This is a genomic window from Allobosea sp. 2RAB26 (genome assembly GCF_052115465.1).
GTDB lineage: Bacteria > Pseudomonadota > Alphaproteobacteria > Rhizobiales > Beijerinckiaceae > Allobosea.
Map to the genome: position 1 here is coordinate 174,461 of NZ_JBFRGS010000009.1, position 21,351 is coordinate 195,811.

21 protein-coding genes are annotated in these 21,351 nt (G+C 63.9%); 5 read left to right on the forward strand and 16 right to left on the reverse strand.

Going from position 1 to position 21,351, the window contains the following annotated elements; genetic code table 11:
• Window positions 1-4 precede the first annotated feature (4 nt).
• The 4 genes from AB4118_RS19115 to AB4118_RS19130 form a co-directional block, all read right to left on the reverse strand.
• Window positions 5-997, reverse strand: coding sequence for an NAD(P)-dependent oxidoreductase (locus tag AB4118_RS19115; protein WP_441491229.1), 993 nt, complete (start codon window positions 995-997; stop codon window positions 5-7).
• A complete protein-coding gene (locus AB4118_RS19120; protein ID WP_441491230.1) occupies window positions 924-1,664 on the reverse strand; it encodes a FadR/GntR family transcriptional regulator in 741 nt (246 codons plus the stop codon). The genes AB4118_RS19115 and AB4118_RS19120 overlap by 74 nt, the downstream gene beginning before the upstream one ends.
• Before the next feature lie 517 nt (window positions 1,665-2,181).
• A complete protein-coding gene (locus AB4118_RS19125; RefSeq protein WP_441491231.1) occupies window positions 2,182-3,762 on the reverse strand; it encodes a DUF6212 domain-containing protein in 1,581 nt (526 codons plus the stop codon).
• Window positions 3,762-5,894, reverse strand: coding sequence for a glycosyltransferase family 2 protein (locus tag AB4118_RS19130; RefSeq protein WP_441491232.1), 2,133 nt, complete (start codon window positions 5,892-5,894; stop codon window positions 3,762-3,764). Before AB4118_RS19130 ends, AB4118_RS19125 begins: the two co-directional genes overlap by 1 nt.
• A 201-nt stretch (window positions 5,895-6,095) precedes the next feature.
• Here AB4118_RS19130 and AB4118_RS19135 point away from each other — a divergent pair, with 201 nt between their 5' ends.
• The 3 genes from AB4118_RS19135 (at window position 6,096) to AB4118_RS19145 (ending at window position 10,136) form a co-directional block, all read left to right on the forward strand.
• Window positions 6,096-7,070 (forward strand): NAD-dependent epimerase/dehydratase family protein, encoded by a 975-nt coding sequence (locus AB4118_RS19135; RefSeq protein ID WP_441491233.1) that lies wholly within the window; start codon window positions 6,096-6,098, stop codon window positions 7,068-7,070.
• A gap of 511 nt (window positions 7,071-7,581) precedes the next feature.
• Window positions 7,582-9,159: a D-alanyl-D-alanine carboxypeptidase/D-alanyl-D-alanine endopeptidase gene (dacB, locus tag AB4118_RS19140; RefSeq protein ID WP_441491234.1), complete on the forward strand. Its 1,578-nt coding sequence runs from the start codon at window positions 7,582-7,584 to the stop codon at window positions 9,157-9,159.
• A 17-nt stretch (window positions 9,160-9,176) separates the two neighbouring features.
• Window positions 9,177-10,136 carry an alpha/beta fold hydrolase gene (locus AB4118_RS19145; protein ID WP_441491235.1) on the forward strand — a complete coding sequence of 320 codons (960 nt, stop codon included), beginning with the start codon at window positions 9,177-9,179 and terminating at the stop codon, window positions 10,134-10,136.
• A 228-nt stretch (window positions 10,137-10,364) separates the two neighbouring features.
• On the opposite strand, the gene AB4118_RS19150 is transcribed toward AB4118_RS19145, so the two are convergent.
• From AB4118_RS19150 to AB4118_RS19160, 3 genes are all read right to left on the reverse strand, one after another.
• A complete protein-coding gene (locus tag AB4118_RS19150; protein ID WP_441491236.1) occupies window positions 10,365-10,649 on the reverse strand; it encodes an acyl carrier protein in 285 nt (94 codons plus the stop codon).
• A 167-nt stretch (window positions 10,650-10,816) separates the two neighbouring features.
• Window positions 10,817-11,827: a thioesterase domain-containing protein gene (locus tag AB4118_RS19155; RefSeq protein WP_441491237.1), complete on the reverse strand. Its 1,011-nt coding sequence runs from the start codon at window positions 11,825-11,827 to the stop codon at window positions 10,817-10,819.
• A 391-nt stretch (window positions 11,828-12,218) separates the two neighbouring features.
• The gene (locus tag AB4118_RS19160) at window positions 12,219-12,743 is read right to left on the reverse strand and encodes a dihydrofolate reductase family protein (RefSeq protein ID WP_441491238.1); all 525 of its coding nucleotides are present in this window, start codon (window positions 12,741-12,743) and stop codon (window positions 12,219-12,221) included.
• Between the two features lie 48 nt (window positions 12,744-12,791).
• Between AB4118_RS19160 and AB4118_RS19165 the strand changes: the two genes are divergently transcribed.
• Window positions 12,792-13,349, forward strand: coding sequence for a TetR/AcrR family transcriptional regulator (locus AB4118_RS19165; RefSeq protein ID WP_441491239.1), 558 nt, complete (start codon window positions 12,792-12,794; stop codon window positions 13,347-13,349).
• Between the two features lie 85 nt (window positions 13,350-13,434).
• Here AB4118_RS19165 and AB4118_RS19170 read toward each other — a convergent pair whose 3' ends face one another.
• Together AB4118_RS19170 and AB4118_RS19175 are read right to left on the reverse strand one after the other, a co-directional pair.
• Window positions 13,435-13,881 carry a VOC family protein gene (locus tag AB4118_RS19170; protein WP_441491240.1) on the reverse strand — a complete coding sequence of 149 codons (447 nt, stop codon included), beginning with the start codon at window positions 13,879-13,881 and terminating at the stop codon, window positions 13,435-13,437.
• Window positions 13,882-14,077: 196 nt separating this feature from the next.
• Window positions 14,078-14,731: a glutathione S-transferase family protein gene (locus AB4118_RS19175; protein ID WP_441491241.1), complete on the reverse strand. Its 654-nt coding sequence runs from the start codon at window positions 14,729-14,731 to the stop codon at window positions 14,078-14,080.
• Between the two features lie 276 nt (window positions 14,732-15,007).
• On the opposite strand from AB4118_RS19175, the gene AB4118_RS19180 reads away from it, so the two are divergent.
• Complete coding sequence (locus AB4118_RS19180) at window positions 15,008-15,295, forward strand: hypothetical protein (protein ID WP_441491242.1); 288 nt, start codon at window positions 15,008-15,010, stop codon at window positions 15,293-15,295.
• 157 nt (window positions 15,296-15,452) lie between these two features.
• Here AB4118_RS19180 and AB4118_RS19185 read toward each other — a convergent pair whose 3' ends face one another.
• The 7 genes from AB4118_RS19185 to AB4118_RS19215 all read right to left on the reverse strand — a co-directional run bounded on the left by AB4118_RS19185 (window position 15,453) and on the right by AB4118_RS19215 (window position 21,225).
• On the reverse strand, window positions 15,453-15,674 hold the full coding sequence (locus tag AB4118_RS19185) for a hypothetical protein (RefSeq protein WP_074471640.1): 222 nt from the start codon (window positions 15,672-15,674) through the stop codon (window positions 15,453-15,455).
• Window positions 15,675-15,759: 85 nt separating this feature from the next.
• Window positions 15,760-16,485: an outer membrane protein gene (locus AB4118_RS19190; RefSeq protein WP_441491243.1), complete on the reverse strand. Its 726-nt coding sequence runs from the start codon at window positions 16,483-16,485 to the stop codon at window positions 15,760-15,762.
• 115 nt (window positions 16,486-16,600) lie between these two features.
• Window positions 16,601-16,996 carry a hypothetical protein gene (locus AB4118_RS19195; protein WP_441491244.1) on the reverse strand — a complete coding sequence of 132 codons (396 nt, stop codon included), beginning with the start codon at window positions 16,994-16,996 and terminating at the stop codon, window positions 16,601-16,603.
• 212 nt (window positions 16,997-17,208) lie between these two features.
• Window positions 17,209-17,430, reverse strand: a complete 222-nt coding sequence (locus AB4118_RS19200) for a hypothetical protein (protein WP_441491245.1) — start codon at window positions 17,428-17,430, stop codon at window positions 17,209-17,211.
• A gap of 108 nt (window positions 17,431-17,538) precedes the next feature.
• On the reverse strand, window positions 17,539-17,895 hold the full coding sequence (locus AB4118_RS19205; protein WP_441491246.1) for an HdeA/HdeB family chaperone: 357 nt from the start codon (window positions 17,893-17,895) through the stop codon (window positions 17,539-17,541).
• Between the two features lie 64 nt (window positions 17,896-17,959).
• Window positions 17,960-19,582: a DUF1254 domain-containing protein gene (locus tag AB4118_RS19210; protein ID WP_441491247.1), complete on the reverse strand. Its 1,623-nt coding sequence runs from the start codon at window positions 19,580-19,582 to the stop codon at window positions 17,960-17,962.
• 197 nt (window positions 19,583-19,779) lie between these two features.
• Window positions 19,780-21,225, reverse strand: coding sequence for a DUF1254 domain-containing protein (locus AB4118_RS19215; protein WP_441491248.1), 1,446 nt, complete (start codon window positions 21,223-21,225; stop codon window positions 19,780-19,782).
• Between the last annotated feature and the right edge of the window lie 126 nt (window positions 21,226-21,351).

Sequence of the window (21,351 nt, forward strand, 5' to 3'; positions counted from 1 at the left end):
CGCCTCAGGCTCTGTTCGTCATGCGGTCATAGACGCGGAAAAGCGCCTGGTTGCCATTGGCGCCTTCGCCATGGGCGCGGGCTTCGATGTACTGGCTGGTAACCAGCGCGGTTCCGGGCAGGGGCACCGAAAGGGCCTGGGCCTGCTCCTGGACCAGCCTGAGGTCCTTCAGCATCAGGTCGATGCGGAAGCCCGCCCCGACATCGCCGGAGATCATGGCCGGGCCGAGTTTTTCGAGCATCCAGGACGCGGCCGAGCCGCCGAGCAGGACATTGCGGAGCTGCTCGAGATCGACGCCCGAGGCCCGGCCAAGCGCGATCGCCTCGCAGATCGCCTGTATATTGATGCCGCAGATCAGCTGATTGCAGAGCTTGACCGCCTGGCCGGCTCCCGGCGCACCGACATGGGTGATCGTCGTGCCCATCGCCCTGAAATAGGGCTCGGCGCGGGCAAAGGCCTCGGCCTCGCCGCCGGCCATGATCGACAGGGCCGCGTTCTTGGCGCCGATCGGCCCGCCCGACACCGGCGCATCGATGAAATCGGTGCGCGTCGCCTTGAGATCGGCATGAATGCGCCGCACGGCGACAGGCGAGATCGTGCTCATGTCGACGATGAGGCGGCCGGCGGGCGGCGAGGCGAGCAGCCCTTGCGCGCCGTAGACGACCTCCTCGACCTGCGGCGTGTCGGGCAGCATCGTGATGGCGATATCCGCGCTCGCGGCGGCCTGCGCCGGGCTTGTCGCCGCGACCGCGCCGGCGGAGGCGAGTTCTTCGACGGCGCTGCCGACGATGTCGAAGGCCGTGACGCTGTGCCCGGCCTTCAGGAGGTTGCGCGCCATCTCCCGCCCCATCGTGCCGAGGCCGATGAAGCCGACGTGCCCCTTGTCGTTTCGTCCCATAGCGCTTCTCTTCTTCTGAAAGGCTCTAGCCGGTGGCCGGTTCGCCGCTGTCCCCGTCGCCAAGCGCCGCGCGGCGCCGATATTCGTCGCCGATGGCAAAATGCCGTCGCAAGGTGACTTCGGCGCGATCGGGATCGCGCGCGACGATGGCGTCGAAGACCCTCTTATGGTCGTCGATCAGGTAGGTCTTCATCGAGCCGAACATCTGCACCAGCTCGCGCCGGCTGCGATGCGAGCGGGCGAGCAAGGTCGACATCGAATCGTGCAGGACGGCGAGCGTCTGCGAGCGCGAGGCCAGCACGATCGCCCGGTGGAAATCGTAATCGGCCAGGCTCCCGGCCTCGGCCTCGTCGATCGTCGCACCGATGCGGACGAGCGCGCGCTGCAGGCGTTCGAAATCGGCGATCATCGCGCGCTCGCAGGCCAGGCGGATCGCCTGGCATTCGATCGCGATGCGCGCCTCCATGACATCGTCGATCAGGTCGGCCTGCTGAGCGAGCGCCAGCGCGAAGAAATCCTTCAGCATCGAGATGTCGGGGCGTTTGACGATCGTGCCGATGCGATCGCGGATCTCGACGATGCCCAACATATGCAGGGCTCGCAGCGCTTCGCGCACGATAGGCCGGCTGACGCCGAGTTGCACGGCGAGTTCGCGCTCGGCGATCAACCTGTCGCCGGGCTTGAGTGTGCCGTCGAGAAGCTGTTCGCGCAAAAACGCAAAAACCTTCTCGAACCCTTTCGGGTCTTCTGCAGCCTGAGCGTCCATCCCAAGATCACTTGTTCTTTGTTCTGGTCAGACCAATACGATGACCAGAGCCGGACGTCAACGCCGGGCCTTGCAGCCGCCTGTGGAACGGCGATCGCGGGAAAGGCGAGGGGGAGGGCGTGCCGTGGCGGCGGCGACCACGCGAGTTGGAGATTTCAGCCGGCATCGTTGCATCCGCGGCTGTCGCGCCGGTGCAAGGCTCAGCTCTGGGCGGCTTCCAACCGGCCGCGGGGCCGTTGCTGCTATGAGGCCTGCCTTGTTCGCCTATGGCACCAGCGACTGGATCGAGCTCGACCCGGCGCGGAGGTTCTCCGCGCCGGCCACGGTCCCGCGTTCGCTTCGCCCGGCTGTATCGGTTCGCGTCAGGCGGCGTGCTGATGCCGGTGGGCGCGTATCGGACGGCGTGAGTTGTCCGCCTCCGGATCGCGTTCGGGAACGTGGTTGTGTCGCACCATCGCGCTGTCTCGAAGCGATGTGCAGGGGTGTCGCACCGGGAGCCCGGAGGAGCTTTGCCGCCTCATAGCCGGGCCGTTCGACCATCTGCGACAGGCAGCACGGCGGCCATGCCCCAGGCTGATGCGGCATGAATCTCTGCTTCGAACCGACCAAACACCACCCGGCCGTGCGGTGGGATTGGACCCGGTTCGGGCAAACGCGTGAACAGATGAAGGTCAACCGGTCTGTTCTCTGCAAATGGCAGCCGTGCAACCAGTCGCGACGGTGCAAGCGGCTCGTTCAGTTCTGTCCATTCGGTCGCAGCAAGGACATTCTGGCCGCTTTCTGCGTCGTCTGGGCCGATCCCGTGCGGAGTGACGACCAGCCGGGCTCCGAGGCGGCGCGTCTGGCAGCGCTTGTCGTCGATCATGACCTCGCATGAAATCTCGATCAGGCCCGGCGTGGCAGGCAGGCTGATGACAGCCGCAGATGACGTTGTCTTCAGGGGGCGCAGGAGGACCTTTCCCTGCTCGATATAGCCGAACACCGGGTAAGCAGCAGATTGTTCCCGGGTAAGATGCGCCTTGCCGACGACGGAGTCGGGGACCGGGATCATCGCTCCTGCTTCATGTCGGAATTCGCCATCATCTTCGGATGAAAGAGACCGGATTCCCGGCAGTCCGCCCCATAGTTTCATCGCAAGCATGGTCGCTGCGTCTCGCTCGTCCGGCTGCGCCAGGCTTTGCGGGGCAAGCCGGTATTCGTGCATGACGCCGGCCGAACAGGTCGAAAGACGAGGCGCCACCTCGCCGCCACGGGCCCAGAGCTTGAGTGTCAGGGAACGCGACGTGCAAGTCGATGCGCTGGGCAGGCGCAGAGGAAGCCAGCCCCTGCAGAGCACATCGAAGGGAACGCGCCACTGCGCCAGAAGCGTCCCCGCATCGGAGGCCTCGATCTGCGCGCACAGATGCCCGGCGCCCCGCCCGGGATCGGCGATATGCAGATCGATGCCGAGCCATCCCCTCGCGGAGCTGGGTAGCCGCTGCGAGAGGCATGGCCCGGTGTCGCTGACGTCGGGCTCTTCGGGAGAGGCGGGAATTTCGACATCCGAACGGGGAAGGGGGCTGTTGAAGATGAGCTGCGGACGCCCCATTCGCAGGGTGGCGACCAATTCCTCGAGTTCCTGGGGAATGCGAACGTGATGGGTCCAGCTCTCCCGCAAGGCCGCCAGGTCACGCATCAATAGCTGGTTGCTATGCTGCAATCGGCTTGTTTCACGTAAGGAGCGCTCGAGTATGGCTGCATCGAGCTCTGCTCTGTTCCCCGCAATGCAGGGGACAGGCGTCTCTGACCCCCCGGTCTTGGTCCACCACGCCTGCAAGGCACGCAGAGAGTGTTCTTCGATCGGATCGGGAGCCCACAGGGCCCATACATTCGTAGGCGGGATCTCCAGACTGCACAGCGCTGACGGCAACGCGTCTTCCGCCTGTCCATAGTCGGTCAGGACATAGTGGTCGCACGCGACCAGCTTGCAGCCATACCAGTGAAGAGCCGATGCCGGCCTGGCGCGCGCAGGCGATGTTCCCGGGCCGCTCAGCACGATGACCTTGGGATCGGCGGAGTAGAGGCGCCGTAACAGGTTTTGGGTCGTTTGAAGGGCCATCAGACAGCCTGCCTGGATTTCGGTGCCGTCTCGGGTTCAATCAGTGGTTTGACGCCGAAGTCTTCATATTCCAGATCAGTGCTTCGATTGGACCAATAACGCATCTTTGTGCTTGGCATGGCGAAAGCCCGGCACAGGCGCAAGAGTTCCGCGTTGCCGACGACGATATGCGTGTAGGCCTGCTCGAACGCCGAACATGCATTCACGGCCTGGCTGGTTGCTTGACCATCTTCGCCGTATCCGAGCAACGCCCATGTCTCCACTTTCAGTCGACGCAACGCGCCCATCAATGTGTGTGAAACCCCACCATCCACCGACACGGCGCGGTGATAGCCAGCCAATGTGGAAATGGCGTCATCGGTATCCAACTGGTCGAAGCAGGGCATCGGCGTCCCCTGATAGCTCCGTGTCCATGCGCGGGACAGCAGCTCCGGCAGGGGCAATGCAATGACCTGCGAAAAGCATTTTGCGCGGCCGGGCGCGAGGGCGAGTTCCCTCGCGATCGCCACGAGATGAACCTCCCACCCCGCTTCGATGAGTGTCAGTGCCAGCCTTTCGGCGGTCGCAACGCTCTCAGGCCGCCCCGAGGCGAGTACCACGGCAGCAAGGGGCCTGGCATCGGACGATCCGCAGGGGAAGGCCGACGAGAGATTGAAGAGTTCCGGGTACAGATCGCGCGGCAGCGCCGCCTGGAGCCGGTACGTGTTCGGCATTGCCGACGTCCAGTCGGCAGGGCTGGCCCCGTCTCCAGCAGCGGCGATATCCCGGCACAGTCGCGCAAAGGCCTGATCGATTGGCTCGAGATCGGCCGGCGCTCCCCTCACGGCGAGATCGAGTTCGATCGCATGCTGACGCTTGCCCGGCTGCCGGGGCAGGGCATGCAGATCGTGCGCGCGCAGCGATGCGTGCTCGACGAGAAAGGATGCCTCGACGGCCAGGATATGGGTCCGATCAGATGTCAGCCGGAACCTGTCCGTCTGCTCCTGGACAATCGTCCCCTCGCTCCAGGCCAGAAGACGATCATCGTGCAATCGATCCCGCATTGAGCACGTAACGAGGGTCGATCGGGCAAGCCCGCGCTCGAGCGTCCACAAGACGCCAGCCAGCAGCGATTGCGCGGCAAGCGTTTCGCATAATGAGTTGCTCATGACGACAAGCTGCCCGGGGCAGTGACCGTAAGCGGGGCGCAACCGGGCGCGCAGCAGACGGATGACATAGTCACTGACCGTCAGGGTCGTGACGTTGTTTTCCCCGGTGAAGCACCGAACCAGCCCTGTATCGGGGTGATAGATCGCATAACGCGACCGAGCCTCGGTCTCAAATGCCAGGACGTTGCGAATACCGAACAGGAGCGGATGGCGGTTGCGGATATAGCGGAGGATCGGGGTGAAATCCCGTTCTGCCGCCACCAGCATGCTTTCTCCCCGGCGGCGGTAAGCAAAACCCGCATCGGCCACGTGGACCCCGCGAAAGCCGCGCTCGAGGCCATGCAGCCAGAATTCCCAATCCTCGACGCCCTGGCGCATCTCGGTGTCAAAACGGATTGGGGCGTCAAGCATGCGCCGTGAGACCATGCTGCCTGCCTCGCAGAAATTGCGGAACAGATGCTCCAGCGGCGAATAGGGTCCCGAGGTATCGGCGAATTCGGCGAAGCCGAACTTGTCGACATCCGGATAGGCCCAGCCGATGCTCGCATCGGCATTGCGCAAGGCGGCCAGAAGCCGTTGCAGGAGATGGGGGCCGATGCGGTTGTCGCAGTCGAGCAGGTAGACGGCCTCCAGATCCGGGAAGGCCGCCAGAGCGAAGTCAATTCCAGTGTTGCGTGCGGCGCTCAAACCTCCATTGCGCTTGTGCAAATAGAAGATCCGCCCCGGGCAGGTCGCAGCAAATGTCTGGCAGACCTCGTCTGTTTCAGGGTGAGGGCATCCGTCATTCACGATGACAATGGCGAAATTGAAATCAGTGACCTGTGCCAACGCCGTATTCAGCGCCTCGGCGGTCAGCAAGGGTTGGCCATAAGCTGGGACAATAACGGCGACTTTGACATCGGCCCCATCGCCGGACGGATCGTGCAACCGGTCGCCTGCAGGCGGGAAGAGCCATGGTTCACCCGGCACGTTGCTCATATTCATGCCATATTAATCCTGAGATTTGTCATGGAGATTAGATTGTTCTGTTCGATTATCCCGATAAATGAGGTTTTATGACGCCATGGCATGGGATTGTTGCTTATTTATATCGGATAAATTCATTCGCAAATTCGAAATAAAACCGTATCGATTTCGGTTTGCTTGATTGATTACGTTTTTTCTATCCTGACCCAACGAGTAGACATGCCAATTGCCACTGTTGATGTTCCGAGGCTCGATGGCACCCGTTGCCTGATCATGGGTGGAGGCGGATTTCTCGGTATCAACCTGGCCAACGCTCTGGCCCGTCAAGGCGCGGTCGTCCGGGCCTTCGGGCGCGCGCCGGCCGATCGGCGGGCGCTGGACGAGCGGGTTCATTGGAGCAGCGGATATTTCGAGGATCAAGCGGCGATCACCGAAGCCGCGCGGGGGCAGGAGATCGTGTTCCATCTCCTGAGCAGTTCCGTGCCGGGAAGCCCCGGGCAAAAGCCCGTTTCCGATCTCGAGACGAATGTGCTGGGCACGTTGCGCTTCCTGGATATCTGCAACGATGCCGCCGTCAGAAGGGTCGTCTTCGCCTCGTCTGGCGGTACCGTCTATGGCCCGGCCGACAGGCATCCGATCGTGGAAACCGCGCCGACCCATCCGATATCGGCCTATGGCGTCGGCAAGCTTGCGATCGAGAAATACCTCGCCCTGTATCACCACCTTTACGGGCTCGAATATCTCTCCTTGCGCATCGCCAACGCCTATGGCCCGCTGCAATCGGCTCTGAAGCGCCAAGGCGTCGTCGCCGCGATGCTCAGTCACGCGCTCGCCGGCAAGCCGCTCGAAATCTGGGGCACGGGCGAGATCGTGCGCGATTTCATTCATATCGACGACGTCGTCTCGGCCTTCCTCTGGGCTGCGACCTATGACGGACCGCACCGCGTCATGAATGTCGGATCGGGGGCAGGGCTCAGCATTAATCAGGTGGCGAGCGATATCGAGGCCATCACCGGCACTGCCGGCCGGTCCAGGATATATCGCGCCGGCCGAGCCGCGGACGTGCCCGTCAACATCCTCGATATCTCGCTGATCACGCGGGAAACGCCTTGGCGGCCCAGACGCACCTGGCTTGATGGCCTGCGCAGCACTGCTGAATGGCTGGCGGCGAAAAGGCACGCGCCACTGGTGTGATCCGATACATGATCTCAAGGTCGCCAGGGCAATCTCCGCTCGCGTCTGCGTCCGTTCTACAGCGAGACGGGGTCGGCCCTCGATCGATCGGGATCTGACGATCCGGACGCTGCTCATCGGCCGACTGAGCGAGTTGTTCGAGACGACGATCTGGCGTTCCATTGCCGATGGGCTCGCCGGTGCCGCGGTCTTAGACGGACAGTCATCAGATTGGGATGCGAGGTCATGGCGATCGACCGCGATTTCCCTCTAGATGGCCATTGTTCTCAAGAGCCGAAGCGATTGCGGCGGCCTATGCGAAGGCATGGGCGCGACTGATCCAGACGACGAAAGCGGTGCTGCGGGCACGGCGAATCCTGAGCTGCCCCAAGCCTGGGATTGCAGTCGTTCCGGTGCATGTCGATCGCCTGCGGATGCGGCAGGACGGCGGGATGGACGACTGGCGCCCCCAGACAGTGGCGCTGAAGCGGATGATGAAGCAGCAGCGTGGCTGGCGAGGCAGGGACAGGCAATGACCGTGATCAGACATGTCGCGATCGCGCTCCTGGCGGTGCTGTCGGCGGGGGGCGGAGCGACCGCTGATCCCGCCGCGGGGGTGTCCGGAGAGGTTCCGGCCTCTGTTGCCCAGGCCATAGAGCGCCTCCAAGCCAAGCCGATCTTTGCCCATATGAGCTGGGGCATCCACCTCGCCGATCTCGCGACCGGCAAGACGTTGATCGATCAGGCTGGGAATAAGTCGCTGCTGCCAGCCTCGGTCATGAAGACCTACAGCGTTGCGACCGCCCTTGACCGCTATGGCGCCGACTACCGTTTCCGGACACCGGTCTACAGGCTCGGCAACCTCAAGGGCGACGTGCTCGACGGAGATCTCGTCCTCGTCGCGTCCGGTGATTTCAGTTTCGGGCTTCGCGAGCAGCCCAACGGCACGCTTGGCTTCAACAGCCTGCCCGAGGTCGACCACAACACCACCTCTACCGGCTTCCCGGGCGGCGCCTATGTCAGGAACAGCGATCCGCTCGCGGCGCTCGATGCCCTGGCCGCGCAGGTCAAGGCTGCGGGTATCCGCGAAATCACCGGCGATGTGATGATCGACGATCGTCTCTTCGAGACCTATCGGGGGTTCTCGTCCGGGCCGATCGCTCCGATCTGGGTCAACGAGAACGTCATCGACATCATGGTGACGCCGACGAAGCCCGGGGAGAAACCTAAGCTCGACTGGCGTCCGAAGAGCGCCGCCATCACCGTCGAGAACGACGTCACCACGGTTGCCGGCACGGCCGGGCCGCTTGAGGTGACGACACGGGGCGCCGGGGTGGTTCGGGTCAGCGGAAAGATCGCTTCGGACGGGCCTCCGATCCTGACGATGTCCCAGATCGCCGATTCCACTGCCTTCGCGCGCACCGTCTTCATCGAGGCGCTCATGCGGGCCGGGATCAGGGTCACCGCTCCTCCGCTCGGCCCCGCCAGGTCGCTGCCCGATGCGGGCGCCTATGGCGGTGCCAACCGGGTGGCGGAATATGTCTCGCCGCCGCTGTCCGAGTTCGTCAAGGTGATCCTGAAGGTGAGCTACAACCGCGGCGCCGACCTCATGGTCTGTCTTGCCGCGGTGAAGGCCGGAAGTCCCGATTGCGGCGATGGGCTGGCCGAGGTGCTGAAGCTGCTCGCCCGGCATGGCGTGTCGTCAACCGGAACCTATGTCTTCGACGGTGCCGGAAGCAGCCATAACAGCCGGACGACGCCGTCGGATCTCGCGACCTTCCTCAGGGACGTAACGACCACGCCCTGGGGGAGCGCTATTCATGATGGCATGGCCGTGCTCGGGGTCGACGGCTCGCAGGCACTGAACGGCGCGGGGTCGCCGGCGGCCGCGCATGTCCGGATCAAGGATGGCGACATGGTCGCCGGAAGTGCTGCCGGGCAACTTGTCGCGCTTGCCACCACCCAGACCGGATATATCGACGCCAGGAGCGGGCGCCGGCTTGTCTATAGCCTGATGGTCAACAACATCCCCTTCCTGTCGCTGCAGGACTATTCCGCCGCCCGGGCCGATGTGGCGGCCGTCGTCGTCGCGATCCAGCAGGGCTATTGAAGCGACCGGAGATCGTCATGCCCACTGCAGCACGATCCCGCTCGTGCCTTTCTCTGGCCGCGGCGCTCATCCTCATCACTGCGGACGCGTCGGTTGCCGAAGATTTCTCCGGCTCGGTCGCGATCGGCGCTGGCCGCAAGATCTATCTCGAATGCACTGGCGCCGGATCGCCGACGGTCGTGCTGATCTCGGGCAAGGGGAATGGCGCTGCCGACTGGAGCGAGACACTCGATCCCGCCGACCCGGCCCACCAGGCCGATTATGACGCCGTGGCCTGGGGGAAGGGCAATCTTCGCAGGGGCGGGTCGGCGGTCTTTCCGATGGTGTCCCTCTTCACCCGCGTCTGCGCCTATGACCGGCCAGGGGTGAGGCTCGACGGACCGGATCAGTCCACGCCAGTCGCCCAGCCGCATCCGGCCGACCAGGCGGCTGACGATCTCCATCGGCTGCTGACGGCAGCGGGCGAACCGCGCCCTTACGTGCTCGTGCCCCATTCCTACGGAGGTCTGATCGCCACGCTTTTTGCACGGACTTGGCCCGATGAGGTGAGCGGGCTCGTCATGGTCGACGCTGCGACACCCCTGATGCGCGAGGTGGCAAGCCCGAAGCATGTGGCGAAATGGGACGCGCTCAACAGGCAGTCCGCGCCGGCGGCTCCCGAAGCGATCATGCTCCTCGATGCCTTCGCCAAGATCGAGGCTGCCCCTCGACTGCGGGAACTGACGGCCGTCGTGCTTGCCGGCGACAAGCCATGGCAACCGCCATCCTCCCCACCGGAGCGCGACCCGGTCGGCGGCGTCTCCTTCGCGGACTGGAGGGCATCGCAGACCTTGCTCGCAACGTCACTCAACGCCAGGCTCGTCGCGAACACGAATAGCGGCCACAACATCTATGCCTATTCTCCGCAACTCGTGATCGATGCGATCCGCGAGGTCGTGGAGGCCGCGCGCGCGGGCAAGGCACGGATCGGGCCCTGAAGAGCCCGATCCGTGCCTTGCCCGCCCGGCCTCATCGGCTCCGCCCGACATTGCGCGGGACCTGCAAGATCGCTTTGAATGCTGGCGCGCCTCGCAGGGGGGCTGGCGATCGCCCCCAGCATCTTGCTCGGCCTCGCATGGATGGGCCAGTTCGCCGGGGGGAGCATGCCGACTGGCCGCACGAGGTCGCTCGCTCTGGCCCTGCCGTGCGGCGGCCCGAGCTCCGGCTCAAAGCTCCAGTGCCGACTGCCCGTTCTTCTTGTGGGTGACGAACTGCGCGATCGCCTGGATGGAGTCGAGGTTTTTGGGCAGGATTTCGCTATCCTCGACGGTAATTCCGAATGTGTGCTCGATGAAGCCGACAACCTCGAGCACCCCGGTCGAGTCCATGATGCCGTGCTCGAGGAGCGAGGCGCCGGCCTCCAGCTCATCTGCATCGTCCAGGAAGAAATTCGCGGCCAGGAATGCGCGAATGGCCCCAGTGTAAATATCGCTGGTCTTCTCGATGATCATCATTGACCTCGTGCTCAATTCAGAAAGTTCTCAATTCTTCAAAATCGACCTGCTGGGTCGGCGGGTGCGCCCTATCCAATGTTTGGATACGCGTTGCTGGCGAAGGAGCTGCGATCCCGTCCATGAAGGACAGCCTTCGGCGGCGAGCAGCGGGTGTGCCGGCGCGGTCACGTCGGCAATCTCCGCTCGTGTAGGTGGGACGCGGCTGGCGAATAGCTCAGCGCCACGGCCTGCTCGATCAGGGGGCGGTTCGCCGAGAGATGGGGCTCCATGACGAGGTCGAGATGGCCGCCTGCGATCGGGATGACCTCCACGCCCGCCAGGGCGCTGTCCCAGCCGAGCTCCCTCGTCATTCCCTCCCGCTTGCAGCGGAACAGTGTGCCCGCCAGGGGCAGCTGCTGCTTCGGCTCGGCCAGCCACGCGAAGAAGGCGCGGGCCCGCAAGACCTCCTGCAGCTCCAGCTGGATTCTGAAGCAGGTCCCATTGAACTGCTCCTTGGTATAGCGGTCGAGCATCCCCGCCAGGCGCGCTTCGTGGCCCATCGCGGCCGTCCCCTTCGCAAGGGCGCGGCAGGCCATCCGGGAGGCGGCCACGCGATTGGTCCGTATCCGATGGAACGTGCGGGTGATGATCTCCCGATACTTGCTTCGTTCGCCCTCGAGGCTCGTGTCCAGCAATCCCAGGAACCTGACCGATCGTCCGGCGCTGAGCAGCTGCCGCGCGACCTCGTAAGCGACGGCGCCACCAAGCGAATGGCCGAGAACGCGAACATCGCCCGAGGGCTGGGCCCGCCCGATCTGCTGGATCGCGTCGGCGGCCATGTCGGCGAGCGTGTTCTGTCCGTTCAATATCATCCGCAGGCCAGGGTATTTGATCGGAACCACCCGGGTGACCTTGCCCATGGCCGCGGCGAAGGCAGCCAGGCTCGGGCCGTAACCGACCGAGCCCGGGAGCAGGAACAGGATGGGAGGGCTATCCGTCCCGGTGGCGCTGCCCAGGGGGGCGATCACGGGAGTGCCGGCAGGGTCCTTCCCCACGCGCTCGTCTTGACGAAGAGGAAGAAAATCGCGATTCGAAGTGTAGTCAGAGACGTTTTGCCCGATGGAAACACCGGCGCGCTTTGCATCACTCCGGCTTTCTCGACCTGACGCCGGTGCTTGAAATGACTCCGAAACCATGGCCAGCCCCGCCTAAGGTTAGGGTCATTTATCGGATGCCACTAGAACCGCTTCATCATGCGTTTGAATGATAGCGGGTCTCGATCGAGGCTGCGGCCTGTGTCGGCGCACTTCGCGAGCCCGCGCAGAACGCGGTTAGACAGGTCTCTCCGACTTCTGTCCGGGGCCTATTCTGTAGAGCGCGATCAGATGGCCATCGAGGATTCCATCACTATTTGCATCGTGTTGGACGATCGCGCTCATGCCAATTCAGCGCAAAACGCCTTTGCGGAAAGGCGATGTAGAAGGAGCGGTGTCAGCTGTGACTGCCGTCGGACTCCCTTGCCAGAGCGTCTGGTTCCCGGCCGACCGCGGGGGCATCGGAATTTGCGATCTGGCCTCGGCGATGCGTCTAGAACCGGTAGTGCAGCCGCACGCAGCCCTTGTCGACCGCCTGCGCGCTGATGAGCGTCGGGCTCGCCCGAAAGCCGGTGAGTGGAAAGAGCGGCCGGCCGCCACCGAGCATTTCCGGGATGACATAGATCTCGATCTCGTCGAGTGCGCCGCGCTCGAGGAAGGCCATCTGCAGCTGCCCGCCGCCCAGCATCCAGACGTCGCCGTCGTCCAGCCCGCGAAGTTCGTGGATCAGCGCATCGACGTCGCTGCGGACCTCCAGCGGACCCTTCGGATCGTCGATCGCCCGCGATGTGACGACGATGACGCGCTTGTCCCCATAGGCCCAGGGGGAGGCGTCTCCCGCTACGAAATCATAGGTGCTCCGCCCCATCACCACGGTGCGCATGCGCTTGAGGAAGCTGCGGTAGTCGTGCTCGCCGAGGTTCATGTCGTCGTATTTGAACAGCCAGTCGAGATTGTCGTCCTCGGTGGCGATCCGCCCATCGAGGCTGGCGGCGATATATCCCAGAATCCTGGCCATGGCGGCTTCTCCGTTGAATAATAAACGAACGTACGTTTATATATTACCATGGCAAGACGCAAAACGATCCCTGACGAGCAGGTTCTCGAGACACTTCTCGGGACGATGCTGGAGACGGGCCCCGACGGTCTCACCTTCGCCCGCGCCGCGAAGACCTGCGGCCTCTCCCCGGCGACGCTGGTGCAGCGCTACGGCAATCGCGAGGCCCTGGTTCAGGCTATTCTCCTGCACGCCTGGGACCGGCTCGACGCGGAGACCGAGGCGGCGGACGCTGAGGCACCGCCGACGCCTGAGGGCGCGATCGACCTTCTGATCCGGCTGATGCCGTCCGAAACCGCGGAACGCGACGCCACCAACGGCCTGCTGCTGCTGAGGGAAGACATCCGCAATCCCGCGCTGCGCAGCCGCGGCGCGGCCTGGGGCCGTCGCCTCGCCGAAATCCTCGGCCGCCGCCTCTCGAGCGACCGGACGCGGGGCGAACGCCTCGGGTGGCAGATGGCGAGCCTCTGGCAAGGCGCGCATACATGGTGGGCCTTCACGCGTGACGCGCCGGCGGAACAGGCGATCAGACGAGTGTTGGAGGAGTGGGTCAGAGGGGTGAGATGACCACCGGCCGCACCAGGGGAAGTCCCCGGACGCGGGCCGGCACCAAGTCTCCGCTCATGTCCTGGCTGTCGCCTCGTCGGGAGGATCAGCCCTGCGGCGGCTTCCAGCCGGCCGATGGGATGGTGTTGATCATCCAGGGCACGCCGAACTTGTCGACGAGCGAGCCGAAGCCGGGCGACCAGAAGGTCTCGCCGAACGGCATGACGGCCTTGCCGCCTTCCGACAATTGCTCGAACCAGCGCTGGGACTTGGCCTTGTCGTCGCTGTGCAGGGTGACGTCGAAGCCGTTCTTGGGCTTGTCGATATTGGGAGCCCATTTGACGTCCATGTCGGCGCCCATCAAGGCCTGGTCGCCGACCTCGAGCCAGCAATGCATCAACCAGGTCTTGAACTTCTCGTCCGCGATCGGCATGCCCGGAGGCGCGTCGCCATAGGATATGGCGGCGGTGATCTTTCCGCCCAGGACTTTGGCGTAGAACTCGAACGCCTCGCGGCACTGGCCCTGGAAGCTCAGGCTGGTCACGATCTTCATGGTCGTCTCCTGTCTGATTACAGCATCGACGCGCGCCCAGCCGTAATCCCGGGCAACGCGTCATGGCGGATGATGCGCAGCATCTGCGTCATCCCCATGGCGTCGCAGCGCAACATCTTCGGCGGGGCTGAAGCCGGCCCGCCAATGTCCCTGCCGGAGCAGCCAATGCGGGAACCGACCGGCCGCGGGGTCTTCATCAGCCGGGCGGCTGGGTGGCGGTGAAGACCGCCAGCTGATCCGCGAAGGCGCGCTGATAGGCGGGCCGGGCTTCGCCGCGGGCGACATAGGCGGAGAGGTTTGGACATCCCTCGAGGAGGCCCGAGCCGTGCAACCGGCGCAGCACCGTCACCATCATCAGGTCGCCGGCGCTGAACCCATCGTCGAGCCAATCGGCCTCGCCAAGCCGCTGCGAAAGCTCGCCGAGCCGGACACGGACCCGATCCTCGAGGACAGGCAGGCGCGCCTCGTACCAGGGCTTGTCGCGTTCCAGGAGCACCGCCATGCTGCGCTCGACGATCGGTGGCTCGACCGTGGCGAGCGCGGCGAACATCCATGCGATCGCGCGCGCACGGGCGTTCGCATCGGCGGACAGCAGGCCCGGGTGACTCTGCGCGATATGGAGAACGATCGCTCCCGACTCGAACAGGGCGAGATCGCCGTCTTGATAGGTCGGGATCTGCCCGAAGGGATGAAGCGCACGATGCGCGGGCTCCTTCATCGCGGGCAAGGAAAGCAGGCGAACGTCGTAGCGCTGGTCCGTTTCTTCGAGCGCCCAGCGAACGCGCATGTCACGCGCCAGCCCTCTGCCGCGATCGGGGGAGCGTTCAAAGGCGGTGATGGTGATGGTCATCGCAAGGCTCCGGCTTGTTGGACGGTGCACCCCGCCCCACACTAAGTGTCGAGGGGCCGTTCGCTACCCCCGAATGGCGTCGCCGCGCCGTATTTTCCGGCGGAATACTCCCGCCTAGGTTGCGGCGAGGGCGGTCGGCGGCTTCGTTGGCCACGATGCCCGACCACCGGCTCCGGCGGCTCCGCGATCGGCAATTGCGATGCTTGCGCTCCACGCGCCGAGCCCATTCCGGAACAAATCCCGCCCCGGCGGCTTCCTCCCCGACAGGAGGAAACCATGCAAAAGCCCCGCGAAAACCCTGCGCTGCTCGAGGATGAGCGCGCAACGCTCGCTCCGACCGAAAGTCCGATCGAGGCGGACCCGGCTACCACGGGCCGTCGCGTCAGCGACCGCACCAATATCCATGACGAAGGCAGCGATGCCAACGACACGCCGGACGGCTTGACGGAATCCGAAGAGGCCGTCCGGCAAGCAGCCGAAGATGTGCCGACGGGGGGCTCGCTGGCCGGCAGGACGGAGTTGGTGCCGGTCTTCGAACGCGCTGGGCTTCCCCCGAAACTGTGATGGCACCCACGATCTGATCGTGGGACGACCGGAGGCTCACCGTGGTCCTTCAGGCTCCAGGCTTGGCATGGCCGGGCCTGGCGCCGTGAGGCAGGGCGCGGTCGAAGCCGGATCGCCCGCTAGCGCGAGCGCCGTTCGCCCATGCAGCAGCGCGCTATCACCGACACACGCGCCGGCCGTTGATGATCGTACAGCCGCGGCGCGCCGGCGTGACGACCACGGCGCGCGGGGCAACCGGGCGTCGCACCGCGACCGCACCATTGGGCCCGGCACAACCAGCCCGGACGACCCCGCGTGCGCAAACCACGGCGCTGGCCTCTGTCGGGGCGAGGGCGGCGGCCAGAGCCAGGGCGCCCAAGCCGAAAATGGCATATTTCATGTCGTAGCCCCGTTTCGGAACTGGAGGGAGGATGGATCTCCGACGGCCGGCACGCAGCCTGCCCCGGAGGAAGTCGTCGAGAGAGTCAGAACTTGTAGAGCAGCCGCCCGACAACCTGGTTGGTGCTCAATTGCTGCTTGAAACCGACGATCCCGAGCCCGCCGACGCTAACCGGGTAGGTGTAGGTATCCTCCTGGAATTGTGAGTACCGATACTCCAGGCCAGCGATCCAGTTGTTGGTGATGGCGTATTCGGCGCCGGCGCCGAGCGTCCAGCCAAGACGGGTGCTGTCGCCTGCGCCATAGGAATAACCCGTGCCCGTCACCGTCGACTTGGCGTCGGCCAAGGCGAGGCCGCCGGTTGCGTAGATCATGAACCGGTCGAAGGCATAACCGACGCGCAGCCTGGCCGAGCCGGCCCAGTTGGTATGGGCGGTGATGAAATCGCCGGTCAGCGCGGTGAAGCGCTGCTTGCCGGTGATGAGGGCTGCGCCGTCGATCTCGCCACCGAGGACAAGTTGGCCGATCTGGTAGTTGTAGCCCGCCAGCAGACCGACCGTAGCGCCGTCCCTGTTCAGGCTCGGCAATGAAGCAACGGCGGCCCGACCGGCGATCACGGCGCCCGGCGTCAGTTCGGTTCTGGTCTGCGCCCAGCCGGCCTGGGCACCGACATAGAAACCGGTCCATGTGAAGGCAGGCGGCATGGGAATGGCAGGTTCGATCCGCCGCGACGGCAGGTCGGCAGCCTGCGCGGCGAACGAGAACAGTGCGAAAGCAAGTCCGGCACCGAATACTGTAGATGAGGTAGACATCTTCAACGCGTCCTTCGTGAATGTCGGATCGATTGCATGCACCGGCCCGCAAATGGATGCGGGCGATCAGCTCTCGTGGAGTTCGGGTTTTTTCAGTTCAGATTCGACAGCGATTTCAGTACATGAATGGTCCTGGCCCGCCCCAGGGCCCGAAATCGAAGGCGTCCTGGTTCATCACCGCTGTCATCTGTTGCTCGTTGGCCAATTTCTGCGCGAAGACCATCTGGCGAAATTGGGCGTAAGCCGCCTGGCTGCCGAAGTAGACGCACTGGCAGACGATGGGATCGGCGTAGACGTAGACGATCTCAGCGTTCTTCGTCTGTTGAACGAACTTGTTGGGCGGCAGCTTTTTCATGGCCGCAAGGCGCTGCGGGGTGTTTGCGGGCTGTGGAACGAAGCCGGCGGCCGAGAGCAGGTCTTCCTTCTGCTGCACGGCCTGGGGCGTGGACTGGCACCCGGCCAGGGCCAGCCCGAGCGAGACTGCAAGCGCAGCGACGACGCGCGATGTCATGACATTCTCCAGAGATAGGTTCGACTTAGGCGGCGTGTTGACGCCGGCACGCAGCGGCATTCGCCGCGCGTGTCGGAGGTCTGACCGGCGAGGAGAGGAGTTCCGGGACCTAAAGCATCGGCCCGAAAAGTGGATTGCGGTTTTCGGGGCAAAGCCGATGCAAAGACAAAGTGTTAGATCATCGGACTGGATACGTTATCCGGTCCGATGATCTAGTTGCCGACGGCAGAGCCGAGCAGATAATCCTTCTGCAATGCCTTGTCCGACGACGGATACAGTGTCTGGCATTCCGACCAGTAGCCGGACTTCGCCGCTCTGTTGTTGGGATCTGCACAGATTGCGGCAAGCTGCGCCTGCCGCGATTGCGACGACTGGCAGCCTGCCAGGATCAGTCCAATCGATATTGCGATCCCAGCCAGGATAGGCGTGTTCATGTCGTTCCCTGTCGATTGAGGGCCTGGAGATGTGCCAATGTCATCAAGGGAGGGACGCTCCATTCAAGCGCCCGCCCGTTGCTGATCCGATCGCCCGCCAACAGTGGGCTATTTCATCTCGATTCCCAGCTTGGCGCGCTCATCCTTGAACACGACGGCAAGCGCCTCGATGATCTTCTTGCCGGGATTGGCCTTGCAGTACACGATGACCTCGTGCTCGACGACCTTGCCCTTCTTCAGGTCGAGAAAATGCTTCTTGGCGAGGCCGTTATACCAGCCGCTATACCATGCAGAGAGCGCATCGGCGTCCTCCTGGAAGGTTCCGGCCAGCTGCGCGCAGGTCAGGGCCTGAACATCGATGAAGCCGTTGGCGTCGACATAGCTGGTGAGCGGAACCTGGGCCGTCGCCGCAGACGAGGCCGCGCAGACGACCGATACCGCCATGGCGGCAAGAATTCTGGACATGATGATCTCCTATTTCGAAGTGTATGGGGCGCGGACAGGTGCCACCGATTTCCCGGTGCGATGACTACTTCACCAGCTCGATCTCGCTGGGCTGCCAGGTCTTGGCGAAGAACGGCTCGAGCGGGCTGTAGAGGCGCAGGACCGTGAACCAGCCCTTGCCGGGCATGGTCTGGATCCAGTTGCCGCGCTTCACCCCGGCCGGCTGAGCCGGGCTGAAGTAGACAGTTGTCGAGCCGTCGGCGTTCGGTTCTGCGGCCGGCGACGGGTAGCTTTGGCTGCCAGCGCGCGGGAAGCGCTGCGGCGTGTCCAGCATCGAGCGCGTCATGTTGTCGTAAACGGTGAACGACCAGAAGTTCGCCTCCGGAATACCCTTAGGCAGAGTCACCGTGTAAGTCTTGGCTCCGTCGAGGTTTTGCTTGTTCGCATCCAGCATGGACCAAAGATAGGTCGAGCCGATGCCGGGCAGGCGCATCGCCATGCCGGGCGTGATGCCGGTCACGCCGTAGAAGAAGTTCGTGCGCGCATCCATCGTCCGATAGCCGGTCGGCGGGAAGGGCTTGACGCCCTCGGGCGTGATCAACGGAATAGGAGTCTCGAACTCGTAGCCGGTTTCGAACAGATAGTTCTGCCATGACGAGTTTGGATAGTAGAACCAGCTTGGATCGCGCGCACTCATGAGCAGGGTGCGGGAGGTCGCGTTGGCGAGCGCGAGCGCGTCGCTCATGATCTTCTTCATGCGCGCGTCGGGAGCGAAAGGCTTGCCTTTGACAATGCCGATGGCGGCGACCGGTCCCATCAATTCCGGATCGAGCGAGGTGGCCGGCTCCCGCTGCACGATCTCATTGAGCATTTCGTAAAATGTCCAGTCGTTCGGCGGAATGGTGTTCATCACCTTGCCGCTGCCTTCGTGGAACACGGTCGGCGGCGGAGGCGTGACCCGACCGAGCCTGGCCTTGCCCGCCAGGAACTCGGCGACCGGAGTGCCGACGCCGCCCGGTTCGTAGGCGTAGACCTTGGTCGATTTCCGGATGCCTTCGACCACCGGCTTGGGATCGCCGTGGTTCTCCAGGAACGACCGGCCGAACCACACGATGGTGTTTGTGCGCGCGCGCGAGATGAAGAAGCCGCCCTCCGGCAGTTCACCCTTGTAGTCCGGCGGCACGATCAGGTACTTGCCGCCCTCTCCGCGATCGGGGCCAGGGACTCCGAGGTCGACGACCCAGCGGAACCAGGCGTCCTGGACGGCGCCGAGAAACTTGGGCGGCGTCTCGATCACCACGGGGCCCTTTGTCAGATCGAGCGAGCCCATGACATAGATCGTGTCGGCGTTGGCCGTCAGGAACAGCGACTTGGCGTCCATCAGCTGCGAGAAGACGAGCACCTCGTTGTCCTTCACGCCGATGTCGTGCATGCCCTTGCGCAGCGCGTGAATGCTGACGCCCCGCAGGTTGTCCATGAAGGCACGATAAGCGTAGGTGAAGTCGAGGTTGTCGTAGAGCTTTTCCGCCGTGGCCTTGCTTGGCACGCCGTCCTTGAATTCGAGCGGGCCGAGACGCGTTTCGACCTTGTCCGGGGTGCTGAGCGACGGTGGTATCGGCGCCTGGGCGATGGCGGAACCTGCACCGGCGGTGAGCGTTGCGGCCAAGATGCCTACAATTGCGGGAAGCTTACTCTGGCTGAGTTTCATGACGTATATCCGTCTTTGTCAGAACGATGAAGGTGCAGTTCGTCCGTTCAGAAGGTCACACAACCGCATTGCTCACTGCGGTCGCGTCTTTTTCATCCCGGCATCTGTTGACGATGCCGATGGTTGCCGCTGTGGCGGCCGGTAGTAGGGATACGGATGGCAGTGCGCCGCGCCGGGCGCGGCGCATGCGTTCTACGTCATGACACCCGCTTGATTCCCGGCGGCTGCCATGTCCCTGCGCCCGCCGGCAGGATCGAGGGCGGCGTCGGCTTCGGCCAATACAGGCGCATCACGAGATAAATCTTGTCATCCGGCGCCGGAAGCCAGTTGGCTTCCTTGTCGGCGCCGGGGCTGTCCTTCTGGAGGTACAGCGTCAGCGAGCCGTCCGCGTCCTTCTTCATCGCCGAAAGCATCGGAGAGTTGATGAGGTAGCGATTGATCGGGTTCTTCACCAGGAGCTGGCTCTTGCCGTCATACATCGTCACGGACCAGAACGCATTCACCGGCGGCAACTGGCCGGGTGCGAAGGTGATGGTGTATTTGTGCTTGCTGCCGTCGAGCGGCTCACCGGTCGCGTCGGTCCGGGTATAGGGGTACATGGCTTCGACGGCATCGTTGCCGAGAAGGCCGCCCTTGGCGGCGCCGGCCCGCATCAGCCAATCGCCGTTATAGAAGGCCTCGTCACCGAAGAACGCACCGACATTCCAGCCGTTGATATTCTTGTTTCCGCCGGCCAGCCATTTGTCGACCTTGTCGTCGCCCTGTTTCATGGCGATCAGGATTGCGGCCTTGTGTTCGAGCGAGAGATCCTTGAACGCGAAGGTCTTGCCGGGACCGATGCCGATCTTCGCAAGCCTCAAACGAACCGCCTTGTCGCGCGCCGTCTCGGGGATGAATTGCAGGGCCGCGTCGAGATACTCGAAGAAGTTGTCCTTGATCCCGGCCGTGGTGGCAGGAACGAAGGCGATTGTCGGCGCAGCCGCCGGGGCGGGCTGCTTGAGGAAGGCCGAAAGCGGGCGCGCCTTGTAGCCGGCCTGGACCTTTTCGACATTTGACATGTCGCCGGGGTTGAAGAGCTGGGTGCGGATCAGTGCGAGCGTGAACGGCGTCGTCGATCGGAAGACCTGTTTAATTCCGGCCGGCTTTTCGCCTTTCCAGTCGGGGCCGACCACCAGATAGTCGCCAGGCTCCGTGCCCGTGGCGCGCGTGCCGATATAGCCGTAATTATAGGTGTTGCCGTCGATGAGCTGGACCGAGTAGTAGCGCTCCCTTTCGATCGCCGGCACCGAGACGACCATCGGCTCAGCCCGCAAATCCAGCCAGATGAACGAGTAAGGGGTGTCGCTGTTCGGCGTGATGACGGCCGTGTCCGCCGGGGTGGCGACGTGGTGCTGGTTTTCGATTTGGTTGAACGGTGCCTTGAACTGGCCGGAGTTCCTGTCAACGGCGAACTCTTGCATGACCGCATAGTTCATCACCAGCGGCAGGCCGTAGATGAAGCCCTCTTCGGCGATGTCCTTGGCCTCGAACACGTTGGGCCATTCGGCCTTGCTCTGCGCAAGGACAGGGCTGGACCTCACCGTCACGGCGGCGGCGAATGCGGCCATCGCAGCAGAGCCAAGCAGATCGCGTTTCGTCAGCATGTGAGGAGCTTCCTTTTGGTTCGCAACGTGTGGTCAAGCGCGCGTAGGTCGCAGGTGAACGCTACGCGACCTCGGCGATGATTGACAATGCAGGGATGTCCGATCCTTCGAGCGGACATCGGATTC